Raw genomic sequence first — 22,710 nt, forward strand, 5'->3', positions numbered from 1 at the left:
ACATGCCTGCTATCCCTCTCGAGCATGGTCTGGCGGTTGCCGGCATCCTGTTCTGCCTCGGTCTGGTCGGCCTGATGGTCCGCCGTAACATTCTGTTCGTGCTGATGAGCCTGGAGGTCATGATGAATGCCTCCGCCCTGGCCTTCATCGTCGCGGGCGCTCGCTGGGCGCAGCCGGATGGACAAGTCATGTTCATCCTGGTGATCAGCCTGGCAGCCGCCGAGGCCAGTATCGGCCTGGCGATTCTGTTGCAGCTGTATCGCCGCTTCCACACTCTCGATATCGACGCTGCCAGCGAGATGCGCGGATGAACCTACTCTTTCTGACTTTCGTATTTCCCCTCATCGGTTTCCTGCTGCTGTCGTTCTCTCGTGGACGCTGGTCGGAAAACCTTTCGGCGCTGGTTGGCGTGGGGTCCATCGGCCTGTCTGCCATCGTCACGGCCTACGTGATCTGGCAGTTCAACGTCGCCCCGCCGGAAGGTGGCGCGTACGTGCAGGTGCTGTGGCAGTGGATGGCGGTGGAAGGCTTCACGCCGAACTTCGCCCTGTACCTGGATGGCCTGTCGGTGACCATGCTGGGCGTGGTAGTCGGCGTGGGTTTCCTGATCCACCTGTTCGCCTCCTGGTACATGCGCGGTGAAGCCGGTTACTCGCGCTTCTTCGCCTACACCAACCTGTTCATCGCCAGCATGCTGTTCCTGGTGCTCGGCGATAACCTGTTGTTCCTGTACTTCGGCTGGGAAGGTGTGGGCCTGTGCTCGTACCTGTTGATCGGTTTCTACTACAGCAACCGCAACAACGGTAACGCGGCGCTCAAGGCGTTCATCGTGACCCGGATCGGCGACGTGTTCATGGCCATCGGCCTGTTCATCCTGTTCCAACAACTGGGCACGCTGAACATCCAGGAACTGCTGGTCCTGGCGCCGCAGAAGTTCCAGGCTGGCGACTTCTGGATGGTCCTGGCGACCCTGATGCTGCTGGGCGGCGCTGTCGGTAAATCCGCGCAACTGCCGCTGCAAACCTGGCTGGCGGATGCGATGGCCGGCCCTACCCCGGTGTCGGCACTGATCCACGCCGCAACCATGGTGACCGCCGGTGTCTACCTGATCGCCCGTACCCACGGGTTGTTCGCGCTGGCGCCGGATATCCTGCACCTGGTGGGCATCGTCGGCGGTGTGACCCTGGTGCTGGCCGGTTTCGCCGCCCTGGTCCAGACCGACATCAAGCGGATCCTCGCCTACTCCACCATGAGCCAGATCGGCTACATGTTCCTGGCCCTGGGCGTCGGCGCCTGGGAAGGCGCGATCTTCCACCTGATGACCCACGCCTTCTTCAAGGCGCTGCTGTTCCTTGCTTCCGGTGCGGTGATCGTTGCCTGCCACCACGAGCAGAACATCTTCAAGATGGGCGGCCTGTGGAAGAAACTGCCGCTGGCCTACGCCAGCTTCATCGTCGGCGGCGCGGCCCTGGCGGCCCTGCCACTGGTCACCGCCGGTTTCTACTCCAAGGACGAGATCCTCTGGGAAGCGTTCGCCAGCGGTAACCAGGGTCTGCTCTACGCAGGCCTGGTGGGTGCATTCATGACCTCGCTGTACACCTTCCGCCTGATCTTCATCGCGTTCCACGGTGAAGCCAAGACCGAAGCCCACGCCGGCCACGGCATTGCCCACTGGCTGCCACTGTCGGTGCTGATCGTGCTGTCGACCTTCGTCGGCGCCATGATCACGCCACCGCTGGCCGATGTACTGCCGCAAAGCGTCGGCCATGCCGGCGGCGACGCCAAGCACAGCCTGGAAATCGCTTCGGGCGCCATCGCCCTGGCCGGTATCCTGCTGGCCGCCCTGCTGTTCCTGGGCAAACGTCGCTTCGTCACGGCGATCGCCAACAGCGGCATCGGGCGGTTCCTTTCGGCCTGGTGGTTCGCTGCCTGGGGCTTCGACTGGATCTACGACAAACTGTTCGTCAAGCCATACCTTGCGATCAGCCACATTCTGCGCAAAGACCCGCTCGACCAGACCATTGGCCTGATCCCGCGTATGGCCAAGGGCGGCCACACTGCCCTGAGCCGTACCGAGACCGGTCAACTGCGTTGGTATGCGGCTTCCATGGCGGCTGGCGCCGTGCTGGTTATCGGCGCCATCGTGCTGGTAGCGGTCTGATATGAACCTTGCGAACTTGCGAAAGGAAACGAGCCCGTCATGATTCTGCCCTGGCTAATCCTGATCCCCTTCATCGGCGGCCTGCTGTGCTGGATGGCGGAGCGTTCAAGCTCCACCCTCCCGCGCTGGATTGCGCTGCTGACCATGTCCCTGGAACTCGCACTCGGCCTCTGGCTCTGGGCGACCGGCGACTATTCATTTGCTCCGGCCCCTGGCGCCGATCCGACCTGGGCGCTTGAGTTCAAGCACATCTGGATCGAACGCTTCGGTATCAGCGTGCACCTGGCCCTCGACGGCCTGTCGCTGCTGATGATCCTGCTGACCGGCCTGCTGGGTATCCTCTCGGTCCTGTGCTCCTGGAAAGAGATCCAGCGTCACGTCGGTTTCTTCCACCTGAACCTGATGTGGATCCTGGGCGGTGTCGTCGGCGTGTTCCTGGCGCTGGACCTGTTCATGTTCTTCTTCTTCTGGGAAATGATGCTGGTGCCGATGTACTTCCTCATCGCGCTCTGGGGTCACAGTTCTTCGGACGGCAAGAAAACCCGGATCTACGCGGCGACCAAGTTCTTCATCTTCACCCAGGCTTCCGGCCTGATCATGCTGGTGGCGATCCTGGGTCTGGTGCTGGTCAACTTCAACAACACCGGCGTGATTACCTTCAACTACGCCGACCTGTTGAAAGTGCAGATGTCGCGCACCACCGAATACGTGCTGATGCTGGGCTTCTTCATCGCCTTCGCGGTGAAGCTGCCGGTGGTGCCGTTCCACTCCTGGCTGCCGGACGCCCACGCCCAGGCACCGACCGCCGGTTCCGTGGACCTGGCCGGTATCCTGCTCAAGACGGCGGCCTATGGCCTGCTGCGCTTCGCCCTGCCGCTGTTCCCCAACGCCTCGGCCGAGTTTGCGCCGATTGCCATGACCCTGGGTCTGATCGGGATTTTCTACGGTGCGTTCCTGGCGTTCGCCCAGACCGACATCAAGCGCCTGATCGCCTTCTCCAGCGTTTCGCACATGGGCTTTGTGCTGATCGGGATCTACTCCGGCAGCCAGTTGGCCCTGCAAGGCGCGGTGATCCAGATGCTGGCCCACGGCCTGTCGGCGGCGGCACTGTTTATCCTCAGCGGCCAGTTGTACGAGCGTCTGCACACTCGGGACATGCGTGAAATGGGCGGCATCTGGTCGCGCATCGCGTACCTGCCGGCCATCAGCCTGTTCTTCGCGGCGGCGTCCCTGGGCCTGCCGGGCACCGGTAACTTTGTCGGCGAGTTCCTGATCCTGATCGGCTCGTTCGTCAGCGCTCCATGGATCACCGCCATCGCTACGTCTGGCCTGGTGTTCGGTTCGGTCTACTCGCTGATCATGATCCACCGCGCCTACTTCGGTCCGACCAAGTCGGATGAAGTACTGCGCGGCATGGACGGTCGCGAACTGATCATGGTGCTCGGCCTTGCGGTGCTGCTGGTTTACCTCGGCGTCTACCCGCAACCGTTCCTCGACACTTCTGCCGCCACGATGCATGGCGTGCAGCAGTGGCTCGGCACCGCCTTCTCTCAACTCGCTTCGGCCCGGTAAGAGCGCTATGGAATTCACGATTCAACACTTTATCGCGCTTGCGCCGCTGTTGATCACCAGCGCCACGATCATCGTGGTGATGCTGGCGATCGCCTGGCGGCGTAATCACTCACAGACCTTCCTGCTGTCGGTGGCGGGGCTGAACCTGGCCCTGCTGTCGATTCTGCCGGCCCTGAAAGTCGCGCCGCTGGCGGTCACACCGCTGTTGCAGATCGACAGCTTCGCGTGCCTGTACATGGCGCTGATCCTGGTCGCCACCCTCGCCTGCGTCACCCTCGCCCACGCCTACCTCGGCGATGGCGGTACGGGTTACCCGGGCAACCGTGAAGAACTGTACCTGCTGATCCTGATGGCCGCCGCCGGTGGCCTGGTTTTGGTAAGCGCACAGCACCTGGCCAGCCTGTTCATCGGCCTGGAGCTGCTGTCGGTGCCGGTCTACGGTCTGGTGGCCTATGCCTTCTTCAACAAACGCTCCCTGGAAGCCGGCATCAAGTACATGGTGCTGTCGGCCGCCGGTTCCGCGTTCCTGTTGTTCGGCATGGCCCTGCTCTACGCCGAAGCCGGCACCCTGAGCTTCGTCGGCATCGGTCAGGCTCTGGCGGCCACGGGCCTGCCAAGCCCGATCGCGCAACTGGGCCTGGGCATGATGCTGATCGGCCTGGCGTTCAAGCTGTCGCTGGTGCCCTTCCACCTCTGGACCCCGGACGTCTACGAAGGCGCCCCGGCGCCGGTGGCGGCGTTCCTGGCCACCGCGTCGAAAGTCGCGGTGTTCGCAGTGATGGTGCGGTTGTTCCAGATCTCGCCAGTGGCCAGCAGCGGTGTACTGAGCGACGTGCTGACCATCATCGCCATCGCGTCGATCCTGTTCGGTAACCTGCTGGCGTTGACCCAGAGCAACCTCAAGCGTCTGCTGGGTTACTCGTCCATCGCCCACTTCGGTTACCTGCTGATCGCCCTGATCGCCAGCAAGGGCCTGGCCGTGGAAGCCATCGGCGTGTACCTGGTCACCTACGTGATCACCAGCCTCGGCGCCTTCGGCGTGATCACCCTGATGTCCTCGCCGTACAACGGCCGCGACGCCGACGCCCTGTACGAATACCGCGGCCTGTTCTGGCGCCGTCCGTACCTGACCGCCGTACTGACCGTGATGATGCTGTCCCTGGCCGGTATCCCGCTGACCGCCGGTTTCATCGGCAAGTTCTACATCATCGCCACCGGCGTCGAGGCGCACCAATGGTGGCTGGTCGGCTCCCTGGTGCTGGGCAGTGCCATCGGCGTGTTCTACTACCTGCGCGTCATGGTCACCCTGTACCTGATGGAACCGAACCTGCGTCGCCACGATGCCGAGCTGCACTGGGAACAGAAGGCAGGCGGCGTGATGCTGCTGGCCATCGCCGTACTGGCGTTCTTCCTCGGTGTGTACCCGCAGCCGTTGCTGACGTTGGTCCAGCAGGCTGGCCTGACGGGCTGATCGCCCGAACGGTGTAGTCATCAAAAAATGCCCGTATCGCCAGATACGGGCATTTTTTTTGGGCTGTAGAAGTCGCCTGCGCCGGGCTATCCTGAGGCGCTTGAGCATAGACGACTGCAAGGGGAAAGGGTTTGGGCATGGACATCGATTGCGTGGTGGTGGGCGCTGGCGTGGTCGGGCTCGCCGTGGCTCGGGAACTGGCCCAGGCCGGTCACGAAGTGCTGTTGATCGAAGCCGGCGAAGCCATCGGCATGGGCACCAGCTCGCGCAATTCCGAAGTCATCCATGCCGGCATCTATTACCCACCGGGAAGCCTCAAGGCGCAGCTGTGCGTCGAGGGTCGCCAGCGGTTGTACGCGTATTGCGACAGTCACGGCGTCGCGACCCAAAGGCTTGGTAAATTGATCGTTGCCAAGGATCAGCTTCAGGTGGAGGGGCTCAAGGCCTTGCTTGAGCGAGGATTGAAGAACGGTGTCGACGACCTGCGTCTGCTCGCTCAGCAACAGGCCCAGGCGCTGGAGCCGGCCCTGGCGTGTGTCGCCGCGCTGTATTCGCCCTCCACCGGTATCGTCGACGCCCATGCGCTGATGCTGGCCTTGCAGGGCGATGCCGAAGCGGCCGGTGCCGACATCGTATTCCACACACCCTTGCTGAGGGCGCGGACCCTCACCGGTGGTTTCATGCTGCAATTGGGTGGTACGGCGCAGATGAGTCTGTCCTGCCGCCGCCTGATCAATGCGGCTGGCCTCCAGGCGCCCGCCCTCGCCCGCTGTATCGAGGGGCTGGCGCTGCACTCGGTGCCCCGCGATTATTTGTGCAAGGGCAACTACTTCAGCCTGACCGGACGCGCGCCTTTCCGGCATCTGATCTACCCCGCTCCGGAAGCTGCCGGTCTGGGTATTCACATGACCCTGGATTTGGCGGGCCAGGCCCGGTTCGGTCCGGACACCGAGTGGATCGAGCGCGAGGACTACCGTGTGGACCCGGCCCGGGCCGAGGCCTTTTATCCGGCGATTCGCAGTTATTGGCCTGACTTGCCGGACCAAAGCCTGCAACCGGGTTATAGCGGCATCCGTCCGAAAATTTCCGGCCCCGACGAGCCCGCCCGCGACTTCCTCATCAGCAGCCCCGCCGAGCATCAGGTCCCGGGGCTGATCAATCTGTTCGGGATCGAATCGCCCGGGCTGACTTCATGCCTGGCGCTTGCCGGGCGGGTGCGGCAACTGATGGTTTAGCGGTTGGGGCAGCGCAAAGTGCAATGCATTTTTTCCTGCCCTCATGCAGGCTGCACGACGAGCTAAATACAGACTTATACAACCTTTTGTTTTTAAAAGACTTTTAAAAAATCCTTGGCTGGCACGGCTGATGCAATTTCCCTGGAACGCGGCGCAGGCGCTTGAAGCCGGCCCGCATCCGTGAATTGCCAGGAGCTACTTATGAACGCCATCGACCTGTTGAAAGCCGACCATGAACGCGTCAAGGCCATCCTTGCCCAGCTGAGCGAATCAACCAGCCGCGGCATCAAGAAACGCACCGACCTGTTGGCGAAACTGGAAATGGAAATTTCCATTCATACCCGACTCGAAGAAGAAATTCTTTATCCGGCCTACAAGCAGGCCGGCGGCAAGGAGCAGGCCGAGATGTACTACGAGGCCAAGGAAGAGCACCGCACGGTCGACTCGCTGGTGCTGCCGGACCTGAAGAACACTGACCCGTCCACGCCAGAATTTGCCGGCCGGGTGAAAGTGGTCAAAGAGTTGCTTGAGCACCATATCGAAGAAGAAGAAACCGAGATGTTCCCTCAAGCCAAAAAACTGCTGGGCAAAGCGACGCTGGAGTCGTTGGGCGAGCAGATGGAGGCCATGAAGGCGCAGTACAAAAAAGAAATGAGCAGCTCCAGCCTGGCCGCCTGATCAGGCATCGCCGATGTGTTCAGCCGTGGCAAACGGCTGAACACATCCCGGCCGTTCATTGCATCTGTTCACGCAAGAACTCCACTAGCGCCTGCACCGGGCGTGAACTTTGCCGATGTTGCGGATAGACCGCCGACAGCGCCAACGCCTCTGTCTCGAAGCCTTCGAGCACCTTGATCAATCGACCGTCCTTCAATGCATCACCGACAATGAACGTCGGCAGGTACGTGATACCCATGCCAGCGACAGCCGCATCCCTGAGCAAATCACCGTTATTGGCGCGCATGCGTCCGGCGACCTCCAGGGTCAGCGGTTTACTGCCTCCACCGAATCGCCATTGCACCTGACGGCTATGCCCATAGGGCAGGCAATCGTGATTGCGCAGGTCTTCCGGTCGTTCGGGGGTGCCGTGTTGCGCCAGATAGGCGGGACTGGCGCAGTACACCCGCTCGATGGTCGCGATGCGCCGGGCGATCAACGTCGAATCCTCCAGCACGCCAATGCGCAGCGCGATGTCGTAGCCTTCCCCCAGCAGGTCAACCGAGCGGTCACTCAAATCCACCTCGACACTCACCTCTTGATGGCGCTGCAAGAACAGCGGTAACAGGCTGCCCAGATGCGCGACCGCGAACGACAGCGGTGCGCTGAGACGAATGGTGCCGCGCGGCTCGCTGGTCTGGCCGCTGATGCCCTGCTCCACCTGTTCGACTTCATTGAGCAGGCGCAGCGCAGCTTCGTAATAGCGCTGGCCCAGCGGGGTCACATCCAGCCGGCGTGTCGAGCGATTGAGCAAACGCACGCCCAGCCGCTGCTCGAGCTCCATGAGCTTGCGACTGACGAACTGCTTGGACAGCCCCAGTTTTTCCGCCGCTGCGGTGAAACTGCCCGACTCCATGACCTGGGCAAAAATGCGCATTTCTTCGAAGGGGTTCATTGTCATTCCAGGGTGGACAGTCAGGATGTTCTGGTGGGTATTGTGGATAGGGGGAGACAGGTTGCATAGAGGGTGAAGGTGCCGCCGTCATCGCGAGCAAGCTTTGCTCCCACAGGAATCTGTAGTCACCCTGGATAAATGTGGGAGCGAGCCTGCTCGCGATGACGGCGGCTCAGCATGCCGAAAAGTGGATGCCGGGCGCAAAAACGCCCGCACAAGGCGGGCGTCATCCAGCAGCAGCCACTGCGCTTACTTGGCAGTCAGCGCCGAATAGCTGTTCATCAGGTTGCGGTAGTTCGGAATCCGCTGGGACAGCAGATTGCCCAGGCCCTCGATGTCGTTGCGCCAGTCACGGTGCAGCTCACAGGCCACCGAGAACCAGTTCATCATCTGCGCGCCGGCCGCAGTCATGCGCACCCAGGCCGCCTGTTGCACGGTTTCGTTGAACGTACCCGAAGCGTCGGTGACGACGAACACGTCGAAACCTTCGGCCAACGCCGACAGCGTCGGGAATGCCACGCAGACGTCGGTGACCACGCCAGCGATGATCAGTTGCTTGCGGCCGGTGGCCTTGATCGCCTTGACGAAGTCTTCATTGTCCCAGGCATTGATCTGGCCCGGACGCGGGATGTACGGCGCGTCCGGGAACATTTCCTTGAGCTCCGGCACGATCGGGCCGTTAGGGCCCTGTTCGAAGCTGGTGGTCAGGATGGTAGGCAGTTCGAAAAACTTCGCCAGGTCAGCCAAGGCCAGTACGTTGTTCTTGAACTCGTTGGGCGAAAAGTCCTGGACCAGGGAAATCAGGCCGGTCTGGTGATCGACCAGCAGAACGACCGCGTCGTCCTTGTTCAGGCGGTTGTAAGCGGGAACGTTGCTCATGGGATGACTCCTTTGGGATGGATGCTATGAAACCTGTGGGAGCGGGCTTGCTCGCGAAAGCGGTGGATCAGCTTGCGATGCTGTCGAAGGTACCGACGCATTCGCGAGCAAGCCCGCTCCCACAGGGGGAATATGTTTGTCAGTCAGAAGGCAAAGCAGGAGCAGCCAAACGCGCCCCAGAAACCCTGAAAATCGCTGACCGGAACGTTCGACAGCCGCGCCCGTTCATGGCTATGGGCGTGCACCGTGCACGGGCCGCTGCACTGGTGGACCTGCGCCTGCAACGGTGAAGTCGGGCGCCAGTGACCAGGCACCTTGACCACCGGCGACCAGTCCGGGAGCACCGGCACACTGGCGGGGCCGAGTTTTTCGAAGTCGCCGGCGGCGTACACCACCTTGCCGTCGACCACTGTCAGCACGGACTCGATCCACTTGATGGCCTCTTCCTCGACGCTGAAGAAATCCGCACTCAGTGCCGCCAGGTCCGCCAGTTGGCCCACCTTGATCTGGCCTTTCTTGCCCTGCTCCGAGGAGAACCAGGCGCTGCCATGGGTGAACAGTTCCAGCGCGGTCAGGCGCGGCAGCCCCTCTTCGTGCAGTGCCAGACCGCCGACGGTGCGGCCGCTGACCATCCAGTACAGCGAAGTCCAGGGGTTGTAGCTCGACACCCGGGTGGCGTCGGTGCCGGCGCCCACCGGCACGCCTTCGGCCAGCATGCGCTTGATCGGTGGCGTGGCTTCAGCGGCCTTGGCACCGTAGCGGTCGACGAAATATTCACCCTGGAAGGCCATGCGGTCCTGGATCGCAATGCCGCCACCCAGCGCTCGCACGCGTTCGATGTTCTTCGGTGTGATGGTCTCGGCATGGTCGAAGAACCACGGCAGGCCGTTGAAAGGAATGTCGCGGTTGACCTTCTCGAATACGTCGAGCATGCGGCTGATGGACTCGTCGTAGGTAGCATGCAGGCGGAACGGCCAGCGCTGCTCCACCAGGTGCCGAACCACCGGCTCCAGATCTTGCTCCATGCCCGCTGGCAGGTCCGGGCGCGGTTCGAGGAAATCTTCAAAATCCGCCGCCGAAAACACCAACATCTCACCGGCGCCGTTGTGCCGCAGGAAGTCATCGCCCTGGTGCAGCTTGACGCTGCCGGTCCAGTTCTTGAAGTCGGTGAGTTCTTCCTTGGGCTTCTGGGTGAACAGGTTGTAGGCGATGCGCACCGTCAACTGCTGCTCGCGCGCCAACTGCTCGATCACCGCGTAATCATCCGGGTAATTCTGGAAGCCGCCGCCGGCATCGATGGCACTGGTCAGGCCCAGGCGATTGAGTTCACGCATGAATTGGCGCGTGGAGTTGACTTGGTACTCCAAAGGCAGCTTCGGCCCCTTGGCCAAGGTCGAGTAAAGGATCATTGCATTGGGCCGTGCCACCAGCATGCCGGTGGGTTCGCCCTTGCTGTCGCGCACGATCTCGCCGCCCGGCGGGTTTGGCGTATCGCGGGTGTAGCCGGCCACTCGCAAGGCTGCGCGGTTGAGCAAGGCACGGTCATACAGATGCAAGACGAATACCGGCGTATCGGGAGCGGCCTGGTTGAGTTCTTCCAGGGTCGGCATGCGCTTTTCGGCAAACTGGAATTCGTTCCAGCCGCCCACCACACGCACCCACTGTGGCGTTGGCGTGCGGTCGGCCTGGTCCTTGAGCATGCGCAGGGCATCGGCCAGGGACGGCACGCCTTCCCAGCGCAGCTCAAGGTTGTAGTTCAGGCCCCCACGGATCAGGTGCAAGTGCGAGTCATTGAGCCCGGGGATGACGGTACGGCCCTTAAGGTCGATGACTTGGGTGCCGCTGCCGCGCAGGGCCATGGCCTCGGCGTCGGTCCCTACCGCGACGAAGCGCCCCTGGCTGATGGCGACCGCACTGGCGCGGGGTTTCTCACGGTCAACGGTATGGAACTGGCCATTGAATAGAATCAGATCGGCGTTCATCGGATGTCCTTTGGCGATGGATGTGCGAACACATCAAGAGTAAATACAGTCCGTGGCGAGGGAGCTTGCTCCCGCTCGGGCGCGTAGCGGCCGCTCTTTTTTGGGCCGCTTCGCAGCCCAGCGGGAGCAAGCTCCCTTGCCACAACAGTGTTTGTCACAACAGCTCGGCGCTGCTTAGGGCTCCAGGTGTTCGTGGGTTTGGGAGGCTTCCAGCCACGGCGCGAACAGGCGGGTCGCCAGCGGCATGCACACGTACACCACCGACAGCACGATGGTCAGGGTGATCAGGAACGTAGCGACTACGTAGTTGGAAAGAAATGCGTGCAGTTGCAGCAAAGGTCCCCAGATCAGCGGCACCAGCAAGGTGTGGGGCAGGATGACCAACAGCGTCACCACCGCCTGTTTCCAGCGTGGCGGGGGGATGGAGGCATCCGCCAACGGCGCGAACCAGAACTCCTTGTGAGGGGCGACTTCGGTCTGGTCGCCATCGGCCAGCAGCGGCGCGGCTTCTTCCACCAACTCGCGGCGCTGGGGCGAATCCAGCCAGCGTTGCATCGCCTCGGTGGAGCAGAAACGCAGCACGCAGGTAAACAGCGACAACCCGCCCAGCTTGCCCCGCACCACATCCACACCCAGGTGCCCAGGCCACTGACCGGCCACCCGCACGGTGCGGCGCAACCAGGCCTCATAAGCCGCGTCCTGACCGGACTTGATCCGGTGCTTGATCACCAGCGTGACGATTTCATCAAAGCCAGGTTTTGCAGGGTCGCGGGTGGAATCAACGGTTTGAGGTTCAGACATGACGTAGCACTCCAACAAAACGCGTGTTCATCGCCAGGCGTCCAGGCCCGGCAATCAACACGCTGGTAAATACGATCAGCAGCAGCCAGCCGAACTGCCCTTCTTCCAGGGTCCACTGCGGGTGTACCACCACCAGCGCGACGGCCAGCAGAAACAGGATGGGCACGCACGCCAGACGCACGAGGACCCCGGCCATGATCAACAGGGGGCAAAGCACTTCGGCGAAAATCGCCAGCATCAGGGTGGGCGCGGCGCCCAGATGAAACGGGTCCTCGATACGGGTCAGCTCAACGCTGTAATGCAACAGCTTGGGCAGCCCGTGGACCCACAGTAAAAACAGCCCACCGCTCAGGCGCAGGAACAGCAAACCCAGATCCTGCAGGGAACGTTCATCCACGATGCTCATCGGTGAGTTCCCTGCGGGTAGGCGGCGGCCGGCAACGGTTGAGACATATGGGTGGCAATGCGCGAGCGCAGCCAGCGCTCGGCCGGATCGTTGTCATGCACACCGCTCCAAACCATCGACAACTCGGCGGCATTGATCTGGAACGGCGGATCCTCAGCACGCAGCGCGCAGCCTTCCACCAGCGCACAGGCGGCGTAGTCAGGCACGGTGGCGATCAATTCGGTGCCTGCCAGCAAGGCCCGCAGGCCGCTGAACTGCGGCACTGCCAACACCACTTTGCGCGTTCGACCGATGCGGGCCAGGTCCAGGTCGATGTTGCCGCTCAGGTCGCCCGAAAACGAAACCATGGCATGGGGCCGCGCGCAGTATTCGTCCAGGGTCAGCGGCCCTGGGCGCTGGTCGCCGCGTAAGACCTTGCAGGGAATGTCGCGCAGTTTCTTGCGCTTGGCATTGGCCGGCAGGTCGGTGGTGTAACTCACGCCGACGCTGATTTCGCCACTGGCCAGCAGCGACGACATCAGCAGAAAATTGGCCCGGCGCACCACCACGATGATGCCGGGGGCCTCTTCGCGCAGTTGACTGAGCAAGGGTGGAAACAAGCCGAACTCGGCATCATCGGACAAGCCGATGCGGAACACGTCGCAACTGGTAGAGGGATCGAAAGCCTTGGCTCGACTGACCGCGCCCGAGATCGTATCCATCGCCGGTTGCAGTTCCCGCAGAATCGCCAAGGCCCGCGGCGTCGGCTCCATGCCGCGACCGTTGCGGATCAGCAGCGGATCGTCAAACAGGTCCCGCAAGCGTCCCAGCGCGGCGCTCACCGCCGGCTGGCCCATGAACAGCTTTTCGGCGACACGGGTCAGGTTCTTCTCGAACATCAGCGCCTCGAAGATCACCAGCAGGTTCATGTCGAGGCGGCGCAAGTCATTGCGGTTCATGGGTGCTATTCCTGTTGAATACCGGTCCTGTGGGAGCGGGCTTGCTCGCGAAAGCGGTGGGTCAGGGGACACTTATGTCGAATGTGCCACCGCATTCGCGAGCAAGCCCGCTCCCACAGGTTAGTGCTTGGTCAACCCTGGATGAACGCCAGCAGGTCCGCGTTCAAGCGGTCCTTGTGGGTATCGGTCAGGCCATGCGGCGCGCCGGGGTAGATCAGCAACTGCGAGTTTTTGAGCAACTTGGCGGCGGCGATGCCCGCGGTTTCGATCGGGACCACCTGATCATCATCGCCATGGACCACCAGGGTCGGCACATCGATATTGCGCAGGTCTTCGGACAGATCCGTCTCCGAGAACGCCTTGATGCAGTCGTAGGTGTTCTTGTGCCCGGCGAGCATGCCCTGCATCCAGAACCAGTCGATCATGCCCTGGGAGACCTTGGCGCCCGGCCGGTTGGCACCGAAGAACGAACTGGCCACTTCTTTGTATAGCTGAGAACGGTCAGCCAGGGAGGCCTGGCGGAAACCGTCGAACACCTGTACGGGCAAGCCACCCGGGTTGGCCGGGGTTTTGAGCATCAACGGGGTCACCGCCGAAATCAGCCCGAGTTTGGCGACGCGGGCGGCACCATGACGACCCATGTAGCGGGCAACTTCGCCACCGCCGGTGGAGAAGCCCAGCAGCACCGCATTCTTGAGGTCCAGCCGCTCGATCAGCTCGGCCAGGTCATCGGCATAGGTGTCCATGTCGTTGCCGCCCCAAGGCTGGCTGGAGCGCCCGTGCCCGCGGCGGTCATGGGCGATCACGCGGTAACCGTTGGACGCCAGGAACATCATCTGCGCCTCCCAACTGTCCGAGTTCAACGGCCAGCCATGGCTGAAGACCACCGGTTGACCACTGCCCCAATCCTTGTAGTAAATCTCGGTGCCGTCGCGGGTGATGAAGGTGCTCATGACGTGATTCCTTGAGATGAGTGGATGGCTCAATGGTCCGGTCAGAGGGGGCATTTGCGTGAGTTAAACGTTGTTAATTTTTTGGAGCGTCGGTGTGAACAACTGCTTTTGTGGCGAGGGAGCTTGCTCCCGCTGGGCTGCGCAGCAGCCCCAAGACTGTCACCGCGGCGTGCCAGATTGATTGGGAGCGGGGCCTTGGGGCCGCTTCGCAGCCCAGCGGGAGCGAGCTCCCTCGCCACAGAGATCGGCGCCTTGAACGCGGCGTCTGGAAACGTTCACCGTTGCGCTTGAAACAAAACCTGAGGAACATGCTCGGGAAAAGCCGATGCACCGGGACCAGAACATTGAGAGCAACATGAGCCAGTACCTCAACCTGCCTGTCGAACAGACGCTGCATTTCGGCCCTTACCGCGTCCATCCTCGCCAGCGCCTGGTGCTGGAGGCCGGGCAGCCGTTGCGCCTGGGACGCCGGGCAGTGGAGATTCTGCTGGTGTTGCTCGAACACGCCGGACACGTGGTGAGCAAGCAGGAACTGATGGCCCGTGTCTGGCCCAAGAGCGTGGTGGAAGACACCAACCTGCGGGTGCACGTGGCGGCGCTGCGCAAGGCCCTGGGAGACGGCCAGCATGGGCAGCGCTACATCATCACTGTGGCGCAGCGCGGTTACAGTTTCGTCGCACCGGTGTCCCTGGAGCCGGTGGAGCAACTGGCGCGAATCCCTCACCCTTCCCTGGCCCACAACCTGCCGCCGCGCCGCACCCGGCTGATCGGACGCCAGGGCCTGGTGGAAAACCTGGTGGCCCAGCTGCCGCGAAAACGTTTCATCACCCTGGTGGGGACCGGCGGGATCGGCAAGACCACCGTCGCCTTACGTGTCGCTGAGCGGCTGATCGGTCACTACCGGGATGGCGCCTACCTGTTGGACCTGGCGTCGCTCAACGACCCGTGCACGATCGTCCCGAACCTGTGTGCGCTGCTGGACCTGCCACTGCATGAAGGCGACCCGCTGGACATCGTCACCCGGCGACTCAAGGAACAACACCTGCTGCTGGTGATCGATAATTGCGAGCACCTGATCGATGCCATCGCCCAGCTCAGTGAAACCCTGCTGCGCGGGGCGCCCCACTTGCATATCCTGGCCACCAGCCGCGAAAGCCTGCGGGCCGAAGGTGAGCACGTGCAGCATCTGGATTCCCTGGCGTTCCCACCTTGGGAGATGCCCATTGAGGGTTATCCGGCCCTGGAGTTCCCGGCGCTGCAACTGTTCGCCGAACGGGCAATGGCCAGTCATGACAGCTTCGAGCTGACGGATCAGGACATACCGCTGGTGGTCGACATCTGCCGGCGGCTGGACGGGATTCCCCTGGCCATCGAACTGGCCGCCGGTCAGATCGGGGTGTTCGGGCTGGAGGAACTTCACCGGCAACTGCAAGGCAGCGTCGCCCTGCTCCACAACGACACTCATGCCGCCGCACCGCGTCAGCAAACCCTGCGTGCCACACTGGACTGGAGTTTTGCGCTGCTCACCGCCTGCGAGCAGACCTGCCTGCGACGGCTGGCGGTGTTCATGGGCAGCTTCAATCTGACGTCGGCCGCTGCGGTGATCGTGGGTCAACATATCGCGCCGGACCAGGTGCTGATGTCGGTCAGCCAACTGGTCGCCAAATCGCTGCTCAACGTCGAGGTCGGCGATGAAGAGGTGCGTTATCGCCTGCTGGATACCACTCGCAGCTATGCCCTGGAAAAACTGGCTGAAGCCGGGGAGCTGGCTGCCAGCCATCAGCGTCACGCCGAGCGCTGCCTGACACTGATGGAGCATGCCGAAAAAGACTGGGAAACGACCCCCACGCGGCAGTGGATCGCCCGCCACGCCCTCTATCGCGACGACATCCGTGCCGCGCTCGACCGGGGGCTGGGCCCGCAGGGATCGCATGCGGTAGCGATCCGCCTGACAGCCCGCACCCTGCCCCTCTGGCAGGAGTTGTCGCTGCTCAGGGAGCACGGGCTTTACGTGAGCAAGGCGCGGGCGTTATTGCGCCAAAGCCCCGCGCCGTGCCCACGACTGACCCTGGCCCTGGAACTGGCCCATGCCAGTTTCAATTACCATACCCAAGGCGGCACGCCTGCCACTGTCGAAGCCTTCATCACGGCCCGGGGCCTGGCGCAACAATGCCAGGACCTGGCCGGCGAGCTGCGAGCCGTGTCGGGGCTCATGACCGTCAACCTCAGCTGCGGCAACTACCAAGAGGCGCTGGAACAAAGTCTGGATTTCGACCGACTGGGCGTGCACGGCGACCCGACCCTGTCCTTGAGCACCCAACGCCTGCGAGTGCTGGCGCAGCATTTCACGGGTGACCAGACGGCCGCCCGGCGTGATGCCGAACAAGTGATCCAGCGCCTGGCCCAGAGCGGCCATCTCAGCCGTTTCTCCCACGGCTTCGGCGTGCAATACGATCAAAGCGTGGCGGCACTGACCGTGCTAGCGCGTATTCTCTGGCTGCAAGGCTTTGCCGAAAAAGCCCGGCGCACCGCCGACCTTGCGCTGCAGATTGCCTTGCAGATCAACCACGGCATCTCGATCTGCTACACCCTGGCGCTGAGCGGTTGTGTGATTGCGCACTACAACGGCGATCATTCACACGCCCGGGAAAGGCTCGAACTGTTGAAGCACCAGGCGAAAAAACATTCGGTCATGCTGTTCCATGACTGGGCCAGCCACTATGCCCGCGCTTTCGATGACGAAACCCTGAAAGCAAGTTCGACCAACGCCGGACTGATCCAGGACATCGTCGTCACCCTGCGCATCGATTGCGTCAGCCAGGCACAGGTCGAGCGCGCCCGCAACGGTGCGGCAGGCTGGTGTACGGCGGAGATCCTGCGGGCCGAGGCCGAAGCCCTGCTGGCGCAGAACGACCCCGCCCTTGAGCGCTGCGCCGAAGAGCAACTGCTGAGCGCTCTGGCGGTGGCCCGGCGGCAAAATGCCTTGGCCTGGGAATTGCGCAGCGCCATGTCCCTGGCCCGGCTGTGGCAACGCCGGGGCATGGACCATGCCGCCCAAGATCTGCTCAGGCCGGTCTATCGACGTTTCAGCGAAGGGTTCGACACTCCCGACCTACAGCAAGCTGGCGCGCTCCTGCAAAAACTGGCCCGACAGCTGGGGCCTTGAACGACGTACCTCCCAAGCTTCTTGCAGTGCATGGCGCCGGTTGAAAACAGCCCACTGACCACTGCGTCGCGATTTTTCCAGGGCGTAGGCGCGAGTGGTGTGGAGCAAGTGGAACCGAGCCCCGTCCACGCACTGCTCGACCATGACCAGCGATTGGTTCGCCAGCCGTGACAGCAGACCAGGCAATTGCCTGGCCTCCAACTCGGCACAACTGATGACGGCCAGCGCCGCCTTGAGCGTAAACGGCCCATCGAACACGGCCAGGCGCTGGAACACGGCTTGCTCATCGTCACTCAAGCGCTCGAAGCTCCAGTCCAGCATGGCCTCCAGGCTTCGATGGCGCGCCACAGCCGTGCGGCGCCCATGGTTCAAGAGTGACAGCCCACAATCCAACTGTTCCAAAACCCCCGCCACGCCCAACACACCCACCTGGGCCGCCGCCAGTTCCAGCGCCAGCGGTAACCCGTCCAGGCGTTGGCATATCTGGACAATCACCGCCAACTCGCGGTCATTGGGCTCGAAACCCTGCTGCCGGGCAGCGACCTGATCGATCAACAACTGCACCGCCGGACACGCCAATATCTGGTGGGCCGGCTCACGGGACGAGGTCACTGTCAGCCCCGGCAGTTGTACGACGCGCTCATCGGTCAGATTCAAGGGCTCACGGCTGCTGAACAACAGCGAGACCTGCGGGGCCGATGCGCCCAACGCCCGGGCCAGATCCCGGCAGGCGTCGAGCAGATGGTCGCCGCCATCGAGCACCAGCAACATCCGCCGCGATTTCAGTTGCTGGCTCAAGGTTCCGTGTCCCAGCCCCAGGGTGCAGGTAACCTGTGCCGTCACCTGCGACGGCTCGCTGATGGCGGACAGGTCCACAAACCAGGCACCGTCGTCAAAGTGTTCCAGCAACAGTTCGGCCGCCCGCAGCACCACGGTGGTCTTGCCGACCCCACCCGGTCCGGTCACGGTGGTCAGGCGCTGACGGGGCACCTCGCTGAGCAACCGTCCCAGCACTTTGTCGCGACCGATCACCGGGCTCAGGCGCGCGGGCAGGTTGTGGCGCTCGAGCGGCTGCTCGACGTCAACATCCACGACCACGGGCGCGGCAAAGCAATAGCCCTGCCGGGGATGATTGAGGATGTAGCGCCCCTCCTGCGCCGCGTCACCGAAAGCCCGCCGTAGCGCCGCGATGTGCACCCGCAGGTTGATGTCTTCCACCACGCTGTCAGGCCAGACGCGGGCGATAAGCGCTTGCTTGCTCACGAAGTGACCGGCGTTCTCCAGCAACACTTGAAGAATGTCCAGGGCGCGGCCACCCAATATCAGAGGCTCGCCTTCACGCGTGACAAGTCGCTGCTGGCGATAAAAGCTAAACGGGCCGAAGCACACCGCCGGCTCGGTGTCGGGTCTGGCGAAACTGTTCATGGGCGATCGAGCGCCGGATAACCATCGCGGGCATGACACTCCGGCGATTCGAACGCGTCTGCCCTGGCTCCTGCGCATCCTTTCCAGAGGGTTCGCCGTTATCTTGGCAGCCATCGCCCAGAGGACAATGCTGGCACAGGGCGCATGACGGACATTGCGGTGCCCTGGACGGACACCGACGGCTCAACTGAACTGCTGGCGGTATTGCACGGGGGTCAGGCCAAGCTTTTCACTGAACAGCAAGCGCATGTGCCGCACACTGCCGAAGCCGCTGCGAAACGCCACGGTCTTGAGGGGCAAATCCGTGGATTCCAGCAACTGGCGGGCGCGATCGATACGCGCGCCTTGCAGGAACTCCATGGGCGTCATCTTCACTTCGCGAACGAACATCCGAGCGAAATGGCGCGAACTCATGGCGGCGATCGCGGCCATGCGTTCGATGGTGAAGGGTTCCTCCAGGTGCTCCATCACATGATGCTGCACCCGGGTAATGGCAGACTCTTGAGCCGCCACCGCCGCCACCAGCGGGCTGAACTGCGCCTGGCCGCCCTGGCGCTTCATCACCACCAGCAACACCTTGGCCACATCCAGCGCGACTTTACGACCGTGGTCCTGAGCGACGATGGACAGCGCCAGGTCGATGCCGGCGGTTACACCGCCGGAGGTGATCAAGCGTCGATCCTGCAGGAAGATTTTGTCGGTCTCCACCCGTGCCTTGGGGAAACGCTGGATCAGGCGTTCGGTGTAGTGCCAGTGGGTGGTAACGCGATAGCCGTCAAGCAGCCCCGCCTCCCCTAGCACAAATACGCCGGTGCAAATGGAGCCGTAGCGCGTGGCCCGTGGCGCCGCCGCGCGCAACCAGGTGTGCAATCCCGGATGCTGGTCGTTATAGGCGCCCGGTCCACCCGGCACCAGCAACACGTCATAGGCCGCCCAAGCCTGGTCAATGTGGATATCGGCCTGTACCGCCACGCCGTTGGACGCTCGCAACGCGCCGCGTTCGGTTCCCAGGGTCAGCAATTGATAACGAAGATCGGGTTCAAGGTAACGATTGGCGATGGAAAACACTTCAAGAGGCCCGGCCATGTCGAGCAATAAAAAATCCGGGAACAACACCATTGCAACGGTTTTCATCGAAAATACGCCAAAATATTCAGAGGCCTTAGAGGCCACAAACCCACATTATGTCGAAGCCAGCCGCCTGCTGGTAGCGGCCTCTATTGTCTACTCATAACGGACAGTCTTTCGTTTTTAACCTGCTTATTGAACCATTCAATAACCATTAACCTTCTTCTGAACCTGGCGAACGCCCACCGCCGCCGCCCATACCCATCAGGAGAGCTACCATGCTGACCCTTCGCAAAGCTTCAGACCGCGGCATCGCCCGCCACGGCTGGCTGACCTCGTTCCATACCTTTTCCTTTGCCAGCTACCGCAACGTCAACGAACAAGGCTTCTCCGACCTGCTGGTCATCAACGACGACCGGGTCGCAGCGGCCAAGGGTTTCGGCCAGCATCCGCATCGGGACATGGAGATTTTTTCCTATGTACTTGAAGGCGCGCTGGAGCATAAGGACACCCTGGGTACCGGCTCCGTCATTCGCCCCGGTGATGTACAACTGATGAGCGCTGGCAGCGGCGTGGCCCATAGCGAGTTCAACCACAGCGCCGAGGAGCTGGTGCACTTCCTGCAAATCTGGATCGTGCCCAACGTCAGTGGCGCCACGCCGCGCTATCAACAGGAGCACTTCAGCGCCGAACAGAAACGCGGTCGCCTGCAATTGATCATTTCCCCGGACGGCGCCAACGGCTCGCTCCAGGTGCGCCAGGACGCACGGGTCTATGCCGGGCTGTTCGACGGCGAGGAAAACGCCACCCTGACATTGGCGCCTGATCGTTATGCCTACGTGCATGTGGCCCGTGGCAGCGTCGAGCTCAATGGGGTGCCGTTACAGGAAGGTGATGGCGTACGGGTGCGCGAGGAACAGGTGCTGACGTTGAGCAACGGTCAGGAAGCCGAGGTGCTGGTGTTTGATCTGCGGCCACAGGAATTGCCGCAAATGCCCTGAGGGCAGGTCCTGTTCGCGATAGCGGTTGCCCATTGAGCATTCTTGTTGAATGGAACGCTTATATCGCGGGCAGGTTCTCCTCCCGCCGCCTCTCATTGCCCTGCGCCGTGCCAACCTGAGCAATATAGGGGCCGTAGACTCAGTTTGAGATGTTTAATCAAATAATTGATGAGCTACATAACTGTGAAAACAAGTAGCGAGGCGCTGCGATATGTCATTTGGCCATCTTTCACGCCTCTCAGGGGTATATATCGAAAGCATCTTTAGAAACTTAAGCTGCATGAGCTGAGTGAAACAAATAATGCGAAGCGACAGCCCTTTCCGACGTGTGGTGCTCTGCTCTTATTAAAACTACAATATCGTCTTAACGTTACCGGCCATTGAAATGATTTCAATTAGCCATCAATTATCCTCACTCAGTTAGTCATGGAAGAAGTATGAAAACGGTTATGTCTCTCGTTGTGCTTTCCGTTGCCTGCTATGCAACAGCAGACGTTCAAAAAATTCAGTATGCCTACGACGATTCGAAGGCCGAATACTCCATCGTCTCGTTTACCGAGAGCGGTTCGACCCTCCAGGTCACCGTCCAAAGAGCGGGTCCCTACTTCACCAACTACACAAAACTGGCACTCGACTGCGCTAACCACAATGTTCGGCACATGGGCATGTACAACAGTCTCGAAAGGTTGGAAAAAGCTCAGTTCGACCCGATGCAGGAGCGCATCGTCGCAGGCTCGATCGCCGATGAAGTGCGCAAAGTACTTTGCCGCGGCACAAGCATGACTGCCTCACAGGCCGATGAAGTACCTGCCAAGGTAAAAGCTGACGATAAAATCTGATCCCAACGCCGCTAGCCTGCGGCGTTTGCCAACCCTCTACAGGGCAAAATTTTCTGACATGCTGTTCAGTGCGGGGATTGTTGATACTTTGCCATCATGATCCTGGCGAGAGAGCAAGCCCCTCCCACCTCCGAACGGGTCGCGTGCTATCACCGAACGCCCTGTTTTCGCTCAAACGTCGAACGATAACTGCCCGGCGGAACGCCGAAGAAATCCCGAAAACGACGCTGAAAGTGCGGCGAGCTGACAAAGCCTGTCGCCACGGCGATTTCGGTGACGGATCGATTGGTCTGCTGGATAAGTTGGCGCGCACGGGTCAGGCGCAGTTCCAGGTAATAACGCGTCGGCGTTGCGCCGAGGAAACTGCAGAAGCGCCGCTCCAACTGTCGCTTGGAGATTTTCACGCAGGCCGCCAGCTCATCGATGGTCAACGGCTCCTCAATGTTTTGCCACATCAGCTCCAACGCCAGCTTGAGACTTTCTGGCAGTGTCGGATCGGTTTCGACGAAGACCGGCGGCAGATCCGACGCGTCGCCCGACTCATCACACCGCAGGATCTCCTCGATCGCCCCCACCAGCGCCTCGCCTCCCGTCTGGCGGATCAACTGAAGCATCATGCGCAGCGAGCTGTTGGCACCTGCGCAGCTGACCCGCTGCCGGTCAACCACATAAGCGCGGCTGGAAACTTTCACATGGGGAAAAACCTCCGCCATCATGGCGCGACTTTCCGGGTGAACCGCGCACTCGAAACCATCGAGCAAACTGGCATCGGCGACAAAAAAAACGCCGTTCCACAACCCGCCCAGTATTGCCCCGGATGCGGCGTTGGCGCGCAGCTTGCGTCGCAGCAGCGGCATACCCTGCAACTTCACGCGAAAGCCACCGGCGACGATCAGGACGTCCTGGTTCTCCGGCAACTGCGCCAACTCGATATCGGCAGAGATAACGATCCCCAGGTCACTGGTCACCTGACTCCCCGACGCCCCAACCGTCAGCACCTCATACAGCGGCCTGTCGCTCATCAGGTTGGCTGTCACCAGCGCATCCACCGCGCCGGTAAAGGACATCATCGAGAAATTGTCCATCAATACGAACGCGACACGAACCGGAGCCTGATCAGCATCTGAGGATCCGAGCGGCCGGTAAGCCATGTTTTTGTTTTTAAGTACGCTCTCGAATGCGCTGGGCATAGGGCCTCGTC

19 protein-coding genes are annotated in these 22,710 nt (G+C 61.8%); 9 read left to right on the forward strand and 10 right to left on the reverse strand.

Annotated elements, in window-relative coordinates:
• The first annotated feature begins 2 nt into the window (after positions 1-2).
• From nuoK to BMY45_RS16010, 6 genes are all read left to right on the forward strand, one after another.
• Positions 3-311, forward strand: a complete 309-nt coding sequence (gene nuoK, locus BMY45_RS15985) for an NADH-quinone oxidoreductase subunit NuoK (protein ID WP_044463936.1) — start codon at positions 3-5, stop codon at positions 309-311.
• Entirely contained in the window at positions 308-2,161 is a 1,854-nt protein-coding gene (nuoL, locus tag BMY45_RS15990; RefSeq protein WP_092399211.1) for an NADH-quinone oxidoreductase subunit L, read from the forward strand. Before nuoK ends, nuoL begins: the two co-directional genes overlap by 4 nt.
• 39 nt (positions 2,162-2,200) lie before the next feature.
• Positions 2,201-3,733 (forward strand): NADH-quinone oxidoreductase subunit M, encoded by a 1,533-nt coding sequence (gene nuoM, locus BMY45_RS15995; protein WP_047227741.1) that lies wholly within the window; start codon positions 2,201-2,203, stop codon positions 3,731-3,733.
• A 7-nt stretch (positions 3,734-3,740) separates the two neighbouring features.
• Entirely contained in the window at positions 3,741-5,204 is a 1,464-nt protein-coding gene (gene nuoN, locus BMY45_RS16000; protein ID WP_047227742.1) for an NADH-quinone oxidoreductase subunit NuoN, read from the forward strand.
• A 131-nt stretch (positions 5,205-5,335) separates the two neighbouring features.
• The gene (locus tag BMY45_RS16005; RefSeq protein ID WP_092399213.1) at positions 5,336-6,439 is read left to right on the forward strand and encodes an NAD(P)/FAD-dependent oxidoreductase; all 1,104 of its coding nucleotides are present in this window, start codon (positions 5,336-5,338) and stop codon (positions 6,437-6,439) included.
• A 201-nt stretch (positions 6,440-6,640) separates the two neighbouring features.
• Positions 6,641-7,117 (forward strand): hemerythrin domain-containing protein, encoded by a 477-nt coding sequence (locus BMY45_RS16010; protein ID WP_047227744.1) that lies wholly within the window; start codon positions 6,641-6,643, stop codon positions 7,115-7,117.
• A gap of 55 nt (positions 7,118-7,172) precedes the next feature.
• Here BMY45_RS16010 and BMY45_RS16015 read toward each other — a convergent pair whose 3' ends face one another.
• The 7 genes from BMY45_RS16015 to BMY45_RS16050 form a co-directional block, all read right to left on the reverse strand.
• The gene (locus BMY45_RS16015; RefSeq protein WP_092399215.1) at positions 7,173-8,051 is read right to left on the reverse strand and encodes a LysR family transcriptional regulator; all 879 of its coding nucleotides are present in this window, start codon (positions 8,049-8,051) and stop codon (positions 7,173-7,175) included.
• 249 nt (positions 8,052-8,300) lie between these two features.
• Complete coding sequence (gene ycaC, locus BMY45_RS16020) at positions 8,301-8,930, reverse strand: isochorismate family cysteine hydrolase YcaC (protein WP_014337664.1); 630 nt, start codon at positions 8,928-8,930, stop codon at positions 8,301-8,303.
• Between the two features lie 143 nt (positions 8,931-9,073).
• Entirely contained in the window at positions 9,074-10,912 is a 1,839-nt protein-coding gene (locus BMY45_RS16025; RefSeq protein ID WP_092399217.1) for an amidohydrolase, read from the reverse strand.
• Positions 10,913-11,086: 174 nt separating this feature from the next.
• The gene (locus BMY45_RS16035; protein WP_092399221.1) at positions 11,087-11,713 is read right to left on the reverse strand and encodes an antibiotic biosynthesis monooxygenase; all 627 of its coding nucleotides are present in this window, start codon (positions 11,711-11,713) and stop codon (positions 11,087-11,089) included.
• Positions 11,706-12,119 (reverse strand): DoxX family protein, encoded by a 414-nt coding sequence (locus tag BMY45_RS16040; RefSeq protein WP_092399223.1) that lies wholly within the window; start codon positions 12,117-12,119, stop codon positions 11,706-11,708. Before BMY45_RS16040 ends, BMY45_RS16035 begins: the two co-directional genes overlap by 8 nt.
• Positions 12,116-13,057, reverse strand: coding sequence for a LysR family transcriptional regulator (locus BMY45_RS16045; RefSeq protein WP_092399225.1), 942 nt, complete (start codon positions 13,055-13,057; stop codon positions 12,116-12,118). The genes BMY45_RS16040 and BMY45_RS16045 overlap by 4 nt, the downstream gene beginning before the upstream one ends.
• A gap of 131 nt (positions 13,058-13,188) precedes the next feature.
• On the reverse strand, positions 13,189-14,010 hold the full coding sequence (locus tag BMY45_RS16050; RefSeq protein ID WP_092399227.1) for an alpha/beta fold hydrolase: 822 nt from the start codon (positions 14,008-14,010) through the stop codon (positions 13,189-13,191).
• Between the two features lie 355 nt (positions 14,011-14,365).
• Here BMY45_RS16050 and BMY45_RS16055 point away from each other — a divergent pair, with 355 nt between their 5' ends.
• Complete coding sequence (locus BMY45_RS16055; RefSeq protein WP_092399364.1) at positions 14,366-17,176, forward strand: ATP-binding protein; 2,811 nt, start codon at positions 14,366-14,368, stop codon at positions 17,174-17,176.
• Here the strand turns inward: BMY45_RS16055 and BMY45_RS16060 are convergent.
• Together BMY45_RS16060 and BMY45_RS16065 are read right to left on the reverse strand one after the other, a co-directional pair.
• Positions 17,123-18,601: an ATP-binding protein gene (locus BMY45_RS16060; RefSeq protein WP_092399230.1), complete on the reverse strand. Its 1,479-nt coding sequence runs from the start codon at positions 18,599-18,601 to the stop codon at positions 17,123-17,125. The two genes, BMY45_RS16055 and BMY45_RS16060, sit on opposite strands and share 54 nt — an antisense overlap.
• Positions 18,602-18,784: 183 nt before the next feature.
• Entirely contained in the window at positions 18,785-19,735 is a 951-nt protein-coding gene (locus BMY45_RS16065) for a GlxA family transcriptional regulator (protein ID WP_092399232.1), read from the reverse strand.
• Between the two features lie 212 nt (positions 19,736-19,947).
• Between BMY45_RS16065 and BMY45_RS16070 the strand changes: the two genes are divergently transcribed.
• Positions 19,948-20,670, forward strand: a complete 723-nt coding sequence (locus BMY45_RS16070; protein ID WP_092399234.1) for a pirin family protein — start codon at positions 19,948-19,950, stop codon at positions 20,668-20,670.
• A gap of 437 nt (positions 20,671-21,107) precedes the next feature.
• Positions 21,108-21,509, forward strand: a complete 402-nt coding sequence (locus tag BMY45_RS16075; RefSeq protein WP_092399236.1) for a hypothetical protein — start codon at positions 21,108-21,110, stop codon at positions 21,507-21,509.
• A 149-nt stretch (positions 21,510-21,658) separates the two neighbouring features.
• Here the strand turns inward: BMY45_RS16075 and BMY45_RS16080 are convergent, their stop codons facing one another.
• Complete coding sequence (locus BMY45_RS16080; protein ID WP_092399238.1) at positions 21,659-22,699, reverse strand: GlxA family transcriptional regulator; 1,041 nt, start codon at positions 22,697-22,699, stop codon at positions 21,659-21,661.
• Between the last annotated feature and the right edge of the window lie 11 nt (positions 22,700-22,710).

Origin of the sequence: Pseudomonas sp. NFACC39-1 (genome assembly GCF_900110355.1) — a bacterium.
GTDB lineage: Bacteria > Pseudomonadota > Gammaproteobacteria > Pseudomonadales > Pseudomonadaceae > Aquipseudomonas > Aquipseudomonas tehranensis.